General features: G+C 52.0%; 9 protein-coding genes. 6 read left to right on the forward strand and 3 right to left on the reverse strand.

Annotated features, from left to right (window positions below; all coding sequences use genetic code 11):
* The 3 genes from Q7V06_RS08440 to Q7V06_RS08450 form a co-directional block, all read right to left on the reverse strand.
* Nucleotides 1–1,465 (reverse strand): DEAD/DEAH box helicase (locus Q7V06_RS08440; RefSeq protein ID WP_304840531.1); only part of this gene is annotated, 1,465 nt, incomplete at its 3' end.
* Entirely contained in the window at nt 1,401–2,165 is a 765-nt protein-coding gene (locus Q7V06_RS08445) for a metallophosphoesterase (protein ID WP_304840533.1), read from the reverse strand. The genes Q7V06_RS08440 and Q7V06_RS08445, both read right to left, overlap by 65 nt.
* Nucleotides 2,162–2,854: a hypothetical protein gene (locus Q7V06_RS08450; protein WP_304840536.1), complete on the reverse strand. Its 693-nt coding sequence runs from the start codon at nt 2,852–2,854 to the stop codon at nt 2,162–2,164. Before Q7V06_RS08450 ends, Q7V06_RS08445 begins: the two co-directional genes overlap by 4 nt.
* An 82-nt stretch (nt 2,855–2,936) precedes the next feature.
* Between Q7V06_RS08450 and Q7V06_RS08455 the strand changes: the two genes are divergently transcribed.
* The 6 genes from Q7V06_RS08455 to Q7V06_RS08480 form a co-directional block, all read left to right on the forward strand.
* Entirely contained in the window at nt 2,937–3,920 is a 984-nt protein-coding gene (locus Q7V06_RS08455) for a replication factor C small subunit (RefSeq protein ID WP_304840538.1), read from the forward strand.
* Nucleotides 3,917–6,040 (forward strand): minichromosome maintenance protein MCM, encoded by a 2,124-nt coding sequence (locus Q7V06_RS08460; RefSeq protein ID WP_304840540.1) that lies wholly within the window; start codon nt 3,917–3,919, stop codon nt 6,038–6,040. Before Q7V06_RS08455 ends, Q7V06_RS08460 begins: the two co-directional genes overlap by 4 nt.
* An 11-nt stretch (nt 6,041–6,051) precedes the next feature.
* Nucleotides 6,052–6,375 (forward strand): dihydroneopterin aldolase family protein, encoded by a 324-nt coding sequence (locus Q7V06_RS08465; protein WP_304840542.1) that lies wholly within the window; start codon nt 6,052–6,054, stop codon nt 6,373–6,375.
* A 1-nt stretch (nt 6,376) separates the two neighbouring features.
* Nucleotides 6,377–7,204, forward strand: coding sequence for a TatD family hydrolase (locus Q7V06_RS08470; RefSeq protein WP_304840544.1), 828 nt, complete (start codon nt 6,377–6,379; stop codon nt 7,202–7,204).
* A 53-nt stretch (nt 7,205–7,257) separates the two neighbouring features.
* Nucleotides 7,258–7,536: a DUF424 domain-containing protein gene (locus Q7V06_RS08475; protein ID WP_370650835.1), complete on the forward strand. Its 279-nt coding sequence runs from the start codon at nt 7,258–7,260 to the stop codon at nt 7,534–7,536.
* Nucleotides 7,537–7,545: 9 nt separating this feature from the next.
* A partial coding sequence (locus Q7V06_RS08480) for an NMD3-related protein (RefSeq protein ID WP_304840548.1) occupies nt 7,546–8,011 on the forward strand: 466 nt, incomplete at its 3' end.

Genomic DNA, 8,011 nt, shown 5'->3' on the forward strand with positions numbered 1-8,011 from the left:
ACTCGTCAAGTGTCCCGATAGTCCTCCTCGTCACATAATCCAGGATCGGAAACTTCCTCTCGTCGGTGATCATCGAGAGATTTGTAGAGAGATACTTCCGGGCCCGACCGGTAGTAATCACTACCTCACCATCACGCCGAATCAGGCGATGCTCCTCCATCTGGGCGATACAGTCGTCAAGGAGGCTCCCGCACCCGGATACTGCCCATGCCCCCGACAGAATGGATCGGATCTTCCCGATCTCACACTCACCGCGTTCAACTGCGATCGCCGCCACCTGGTTTGCGATCACATCTGCCGGACAGAGAGGCGGGCTCACCGGCTCGGTCAGATTCGAGATCGCCCGCCGTGCAATGACGAGTGATTCGAGGAGGTCATCAAACCCGGTTGCAATGATCGTTCCCCGTGAGATCTGATCAAGCCGGTGACCGGCTCTGCCTACCCGCTGGATCAGGCGGGCTACATCCCGTGGTGACCCGAACTGAACCACATGCTCGATATGACCGATATCGATCCCAAGCTCCATCGAACTTGTGCAGATAAGACCCCGGATTGCACCCTGTGAAAACCGCTCCTCAGCATCGATCCTGACCTCTTTTGAAAGCGATCCATGATGGACCTCAACATCGCCGCGTGAGATGAGATGATGGCCGATAGCCTCGGCGACCGATCGAGTATTGACAAAGATGAGGCTTGATCGGTTCTCCTCAATTGTGCCCTCGATCTCTTTCACCTGTTCATCAAATCGCTCACTCCCAAACATGACAGTCAGGGCAAGTCTGGAAGCTACCGGCACCTCAACGATTGCAAAAGGACGTCTGCCGCAGAGAAACGATCCAACTGTGTCTGGATTTCCAACCGTTGCAGAGATCCCGATACGCTGAAACCCACCTGCATATTCGCAGATCCGCTCGAGTGCAATTGCAAGCTGAACTCCGCGTTTGCCACCTGCAAGCTCATGAATCTCGTCAACGATCACATGCCTGACATTGGCAAGATGCTTCCTGAGCCTCGACCCCATCATCATCGACTGGACGGTCTCTGGTGTCGTGATGAGCAGGTCAGGTGGCTTCAGCGCCTGTCGGCGGCGCTCTGCCATTGTGGTGTCGCCATGCCGCACACCGACGGTCAATCCCAGCTCCCCGCACCACCAGGTGAGCCGGGAGAGCATATCCCTGTTCAGTGAACGAAGCGGGGTGATATAGAGTGCCTGAAATCCCCCTTTCTTCCCCCCGGACAGGATCGAATGAAAGACCGGGAGCATCGCACTCTCGGTCTTCCCGGTTCCGGTAGGGGCGATCAGAATCTGATTATCTCCTCTCAGGAGTGGGGGGATCGCGCGGAGCTGGATCTCTGAGAGGTCGGTAAAACCCCGTTTATCAAGGGCGGATCTGATCCGCTCATCCAGAAGGGCGATTATTGAGATCGGATCGGAGGGATCCGAGGGTGTCGATATAGGTTCCATCCGGGAGAAACACCTCAGCAGTCTCTATCCTGATACTCTTTGAGAGGGGCGATATGCCACTTTCAGGGATTGTTCTGATATCAATCCCTCCTGCGTACTCATAAAAGGCAGGGACGAGGAGGAGGCGGGTCGGGGTTCCTGTCGGCTCCATTCTGAGAATCCCCTCATCCACTTCACTGAGGAGATATGCCGGGTTTCCCCTGAGGGAACAACCGACTTCATCATAGAGATGGAGGACAGGATGATGGTGACCGGCAAGGATAAGGTGGCCGTTCAGTTCGGGAGACGGATAGGTGTGGCCGTGGAGATATCCGGTTCCGTCGATGACTGTTCCATTCTTTGGAAGGATCTCTTCATCTTCCATATACCGCTCAATTCCTACATCATGGTTTCCGGGAAGGAGCCTGATATCCACCCTCTTCCGGATCGCATCAAGCACCTTTGGAATCTCCGTATGCTCCTGCCATGTCACCTGAGGGACAGAATGTTTCAGATCCCCAAGAATGAGCAGGATCTCAGGATCTGTCTCCTCTATACATGTAACTATCCGGGAGAGGCGTTCATCAGTACTGCTTTTAAAATGCCATCCTCTCCGATCGAGTGCACTCTCGACACCGAGGTGTATATCAGCTATAACAAGGATTGAACGTGTGCGTTTGATTAATAGAGCTGGACCTTCCGGAAGAAAGCCTGGCTTCATAGCAACCGTATTGTGCCAGTTGTAGGCATATAACAGTCCCCCTCTTCAAGGAGTCCGGTCAGGACTGCTTTAACCTCGGCTTCACTGATACCCACATCCCCTGCAGATCGGATCACCTCTTCCAGCATTGCCCCTTTCGGACCTGATAGAGATGTGAGAATCTCAACCATCTGCTCTCTTCGATCCACCGGCGGCCCTGCCATCTCCTGTAAGCTTCCCGTCACAGACAATGCCCTCCGTACCATCTCTGCAATCTCTCTATGCTCATCTGATAGTTCCCGGACCGCCTCGAGCCTTTTTATCGTATCTTCCGCGCAGAGATGGATGAACCGGTCACGATCTGTTCGCTGAACAATCTGGCAGGAATCTGCTATCAAACGAATCTCCTCAGTGCCCTTCTGTGCGAGTTCACCTGAGAGTGCAACAAATGCCGGGGGCTCTGTTGCCGCAAGGAGGTCTGCAACATGCGGACATGAGCGGTTCACCGAGACAGAGAGACCTCCGGTCGGATCACTTATGCGTGCTTCGACCGCACGGCTGTTCTGCACCTGCACTTCCGTCAGAACACCGATGCAAAAAAGTCGGTTAATGAGAGCACCTGTCGGGGTGACAAAACCGTCCCGCCCACGCCTTGCACGATGACACTCATCCGCGAAGACCCAGCCAACAGGATCAGTTTCATACACCATTGCTTGATAGTTTATACCGCGTGAGTCATCAGAGTATCGTTTAGACGTATACTTTTCATCAGGTGCGATCCAATGATCATGTATGGAGGATATCCACGGCATCTGGATCGAGAAGTACCGCCCGAGGCGACTCTCGGATATGGTCGGACATAAGGATATCGTCGAGCGCCTTTCGAGTTATGTAAGGAGGGGAAGCCTACCTCATCTCCTCTTCACCGGGAGCCCGGGTGTCGGTAAGACGACAGCTGCGGTTGCTCTTGCAAAGGAGCTCTTCGGAGAGGACTGGGGGATGAACTTCCGTGAACTGAACGCATCAGACGAGCGAGGGATCGATGTTGTCAGAAATCAGATCAAACAGTTTGCACGGACATCCCCTATGGGCTCGGCCACATTCAAGGTGCTCTTCCTTGACGAGGCCGACGCATTAACGACCGATGCGCAGGCGGCCCTGCGAAGAACGATGGAGAACTATGCACAGAGCTGTCGGTTTATACTCTCCTGCAATTACTCCTCAAAGATCATTGATCCGATCCAGAGCAGGTGTGCTATCTACCGGTTTAAACCTCTCACATCCGGGGATGTAAAGGAAGAGGTCCGGAGAATTGCCGCAAACGAAGGTCTCACCATTACTGAAAAAGCAGAAGATGCAATAGTCTATATCGCACAGGGTGATATGAGAAAGGCGATCAATGCCCTTCAGGGTGCTGCGATCGTAACTTCCGAGATCACTGAAGAGCAGATCTATGAGATCACCTCAAACGCGAGGCCTGAGGAGATCGAGGGGCTCATATCACTCTCACTCTCGGGAGATTTTGAAGGAGCGGCGAGGCACCTTTCATCTCTCATAAGGGGGAGGGGTATTGCACCAAATGAACTCCTTGGCCAGTGCTACCGGCATCTCGTCTCGATGGAGCTTGATCAGCTGCTGAAAGTAGAACTTATTGACCATATAGGTGAGGCAGACTACCGTATCTCGGAAGGTGCACACAGCGATCTCCAGATGGAAGCGATGATCGCACGGTTTGTTCTCTCTGCAATGAAGACGAGAGGGATGGAAGTACATTGAATCCTGATGATGATGATTTTGACGTTGAAGTCGTCGATAAGTCAAAAGAATGGGCGGATTTCCTTTCGAAGAAATATAAACAGGAGATCCGGACAATTGGCCGTGAGTTTCCCTATAAACGGTCGCTCATCATTAATTACGAGACTCTTCAGAAGTTCGGAAAGACTGGTGTAAAACTTGCAGATGAGCTTTTAAGCTATCCAAATAAGGTATTTGCTGAGGTGCGGGATGCTCTGCGTGCCCATAACCTTCTTGCACGAAAAGATGCACATGACATCATTCCACGGATCAATATCAGGTTCGTTAACCTCCCCAGAAAGACGCTTGTCCGTGATATCAGATCTGAACAGATGAACACCTTCGTCTCGGTTGATGGAATCATCAGAAAGACGACAGAGGTCCGGCCAAGGATCGTTGAGGCGGTATTCCGGTGTCCAAATGGCCATATGACCCTTCGTGAGCAGGGATACGGCAGATTTGTTGAACCTGAAAGCTGCGGTATGGCAGACTGTACCCAGAAGAGGCTTGAACTTGTTCATCTCAAGTCAAAGTTTGTCGATGCTCAGAAGATACGAATACAGGAGACTCCGGAAGGACTTCGCGGTGGTGAACAGCCACAGATCCTTGATATTGATGCAACCGATGATCTGACTGGTCTTGCGGCACCAGGAGATCGGGTCATTGTGAATGGAATCCTAAAGTCGATCCAGCGGATGACCGGCGGTACAAAGAGCACCACATTTGATATCTATCTCGACTGCAACTCCATCGAGTTTGGTGAGAAAGAGTTCGAAGAGGTGAATATCACAGAAGAGGATGAGGCGGCCATTCTTGAGCTCTCACAAGATCCAAACCTCTATAGAAAGATTGCACATTCCATCGCACCGACGATCTATGGAAACGAGGATGTCAAAGAGGCGGTTTCTTTACAACTCTTCGGTGGTATTGCAAAAGAGATGCCGGATGGGAGCACACTTCGTGGTGATATCCATGTTCTGCTTGTCGGAGATCCCGGTATTGCCAAATCCCAGCTCCTCAGGTATGTGGTGAAACTCTCTCCCCGCGGTATCTATACCTCAGGAAAATCCGCAACATCCGCCGGTCTTACTGCTGCTGCTGTTAAAGATGAGTTTGGAGACGGCAAATGGACACTTGAGGCAGGTGCACTCGTGCTTGCCGACATGGGTGTTGCAGCAGTCGATGAGATGGACAAGATGCAGAAGGATGACCGTTCATCCCTCCATGAAGCGATGGAACAGCAGACTATCTCAATCGCAAAGGCCGGGATCACTGCAACACTCAAAACAAGGTGCGCACTCCTTGGTGCTGCGAATCCAAAACTCGGAAGATTTGATGAGTATGTCGGGATATCTGAACAGATTAACATGCCCCCATCTCTCCTTTCACGTTTTGATCTCATCTTTATCATGACTGATAAGTCTGACAAGCAGCGGGATGAGGCGATTGCCCAGCATATTCTCAAAGCGCATTCTGTTGGTGAGCTGATTATGCAGCATAAGAAGACCCCGATCAAGGGTGTTGATGAAGCGTATATCCTAAAAGAGCTCGCCCCGGTCACACCTGAGATCGATCCGGTGATGTTTCGGAAGTACATCGCATATGCAAAGCGAAATGCGTTTCCGATCATCACCCAGGAGGCAAAAGAGACACTCGTTGAGTATTATATGAAGCTCAGAGGTCTTGCATCTCCTGATAAACCCGTTCCGGTAACTGCCCGCCAGCTTGAGGCGCTTGTACGTCTTGCCGAGGCGAGTGCACGGACAAGGCTTTCGACATCGATAGAAAGGGATGATGCAATCAGGGTGATCAAGATCGTGGATAACTGTCTCCGAAAGGTCGCCTATGATCCTCAGACGGGATCGTTTGATATCGATAAGATTATCACCGGTGTATCAAAGCAGAGCAGGGATCTGATCAGGAGCATCAAAGAGACGATCCGCCAGTCCGGTGATGATACCGGTACTGCCAGAACAGATCAGATAATTGATATCCTGAGCCAGAAGGGTTTTGCACGTGATGCGATCGAGAAACAGATCGAATCGCTTCTCAGGGGCGGGGAAGCCCTTTCTCCAAGAAACGGGCTGATTAAATTAATTTAGGTGATTCTACCATGCCAACAGAGAGAGAGATTGCAGTCTTTGAAGCAGCAATAAAACTTGGTGCCCTCTACCACCAGTTCGTCGGCACCCCGGTCTCCCCGGAGACCGCAGAGATCGTTGAGGCAGCTATTGCGTCTGCGGTGAAACTTCAGCCGTATGTAACGGATGTCCGGGTTCATCTTGACCGTTCCGTGATGCTTGAAAACCCGTTTGGATATTCTGAGGTCTCAGGAAGGATGTTTGATGTCCGCGTCTCGACGAAGGTGGGGGATGCGACATGTACTGCTGCACTCAGGTATGAGAACGGCTACCCCATGATGTCGATCATCGATTGATATGCAGAACAATCGCTTTCCGATCACAGACGATCACATGCATATCGATCCTGAAAACGGGATAGGTATCCGGGCTGTCAGGGAGTTCTCCCGATCCGGAGGAACTCATATCTTCCTTGTAACGAAGCCGTCATGGTCATATGGGATCTCTCCGACTTCTCCGAATGATTTTCGTGTGGTCTATGAGAGGACGATTGCAACTGCTGAGGAGTGTTGCCGTGAGGGGGTTGTTGCCTTCCCTGTCCTCGGTGTGCATCCGGCTGAGATATCACGGCTGACAGAACGGATGAGCCTTTCGGAAGCCGAAGCACTGATGATCGGTGCACTTGAAGTGGCTGCGGAATATGTGTCAGAAGGGGTTGCTATCGGTCTGAAAAGTGGGAGGCCGCACTACGAGGTGGAGGCTCCGGTATGGGATGCATCAAACCGGGTTCTGTATGCCTCACTTGAACTTGCCGCCGATTGCGGGTGTGCGGTTCAGCTCCATGCTGAGAGTGGTCCCTGTGAAGATGTTGTTTTGATGGCAGGAAAGGCGGGGATCTCAATTGAGCGGGTGGTGAAGCATTTTGCAACACCCGACACTCCTCTGCACCCCTCGTTCATCGCCAGTCATGAGGATATTGTAACTGCTGCTCGTGAAGGGCGGTCCTTTACGATGGAGAGCGATTACATGGATGAGCGGGACCGGCCGGGTTCAGTCCTTGGTCCGCGCTCGGTCCCCAGGTTTACCCTGAGGCATCTGGAAGCGGGCAACTTCACCGAAGAGGATGTCTGGAGAATACATGCCAGGGTACCGGAGAAGGTCTATGGTGTTCAGATCTCCCTCTGACACCAGACGATACTTTTTGCATTATCCCATCCATATACTATGGAATGTACCTGATGATCCACGATGAGCCGGGTGGAGGACGTGTCGTTGCCGTCTGTGACCGTGAACTCCTTGGAACGACGCTTTCCTATGGCGATATTGAGATCAGAATCACAAAAGACTTCTATGGAGAGACGCTTGCTACCGAAGAAGAGGTGCGGCATGCTCTCCGGCATGCGAGTAATGCGAATATCATCGGGAGCCGTGTTGTCGAGATCGCAATCTCACTCGGCCGTATCGAGGACTCATCCTGTCTGATGTTCGGATCTGTCCCGCATGCCCAGTTCATATAACCAGACACCATGAGCATCAAACAAACAATCTGCCCGCGATGCGGGAAACCCTCGGAAGAGGGTCTCTGTGGACCATGTCGTCTCCATGAGATCGAATGGGTGACGGTGGAGCCAAGGGTCAAAACTATCATGTGCCCCACCTGTGGATCACGAAAAGTGGGGAGTACCTGGTCTGACTGCCCTGTGGACCGGGAGGTTCTTGGCCGATCTCTGGTGATCGATGGTATCAGGTTTCACCCGGATATCAAAGATCCCGCCGTTGAGATGGAGATCCAGGAATTAAGCTCGAACCGTTCGCAGGCTTATATAACACTGAGTGGTGAATGTTACGGCATACCAAAGACAGGGAAGTACAAAACCCTGATCATCTGGGGGAAGGAGCAGTGCGATCGCTGCTGCCGAATCAGCGGAAGCTATTATGAAGGGATCATTCAGGTGAGGGCAGACGGAAGGAGGCCAACTGAATGGGAGAACC

Origin of the sequence: Methanocalculus sp., from assembly GCF_030651615.1 — an archaeon.
Taxonomy (GTDB): Archaea; Halobacteriota; Methanomicrobia; order Methanomicrobiales; family Methanocorpusculaceae; genus Methanocalculus.

Coding starts and splice junctions, on each gene's coding strand:
- Q7V06_RS08445 (WP_304840533.1), bottom strand. CDS start 2,165: ATGAAGCCAGGCTTTCTTCCGGAAGGTCCAGCTCTATTAATCAAACGC.
- Q7V06_RS08450 (WP_304840536.1), bottom strand. CDS start 2,854: ATGGTGTATGAAACTGATCCTGTTGGCTGGGTCTTCGCGGATGAGTGT.
- Q7V06_RS08455 (WP_304840538.1), top strand. CDS start 2,937: ATGGAGGATATCCACGGCATCTGGATCGAGAAGTACCGCCCGAGGCGA.
- Q7V06_RS08465 (WP_304840542.1), top strand. CDS start 6,052: ATGCCAACAGAGAGAGAGATTGCAGTCTTTGAAGCAGCAATAAAACTT.
- Q7V06_RS08470 (WP_304840544.1), top strand. CDS start 6,377: ATGCAGAACAATCGCTTTCCGATCACAGACGATCACATGCATATCGAT.
- Q7V06_RS08475 (WP_370650835.1), top strand. CDS start 7,258: ATGATCCACGATGAGCCGGGTGGAGGACGTGTCGTTGCCGTCTGTGAC.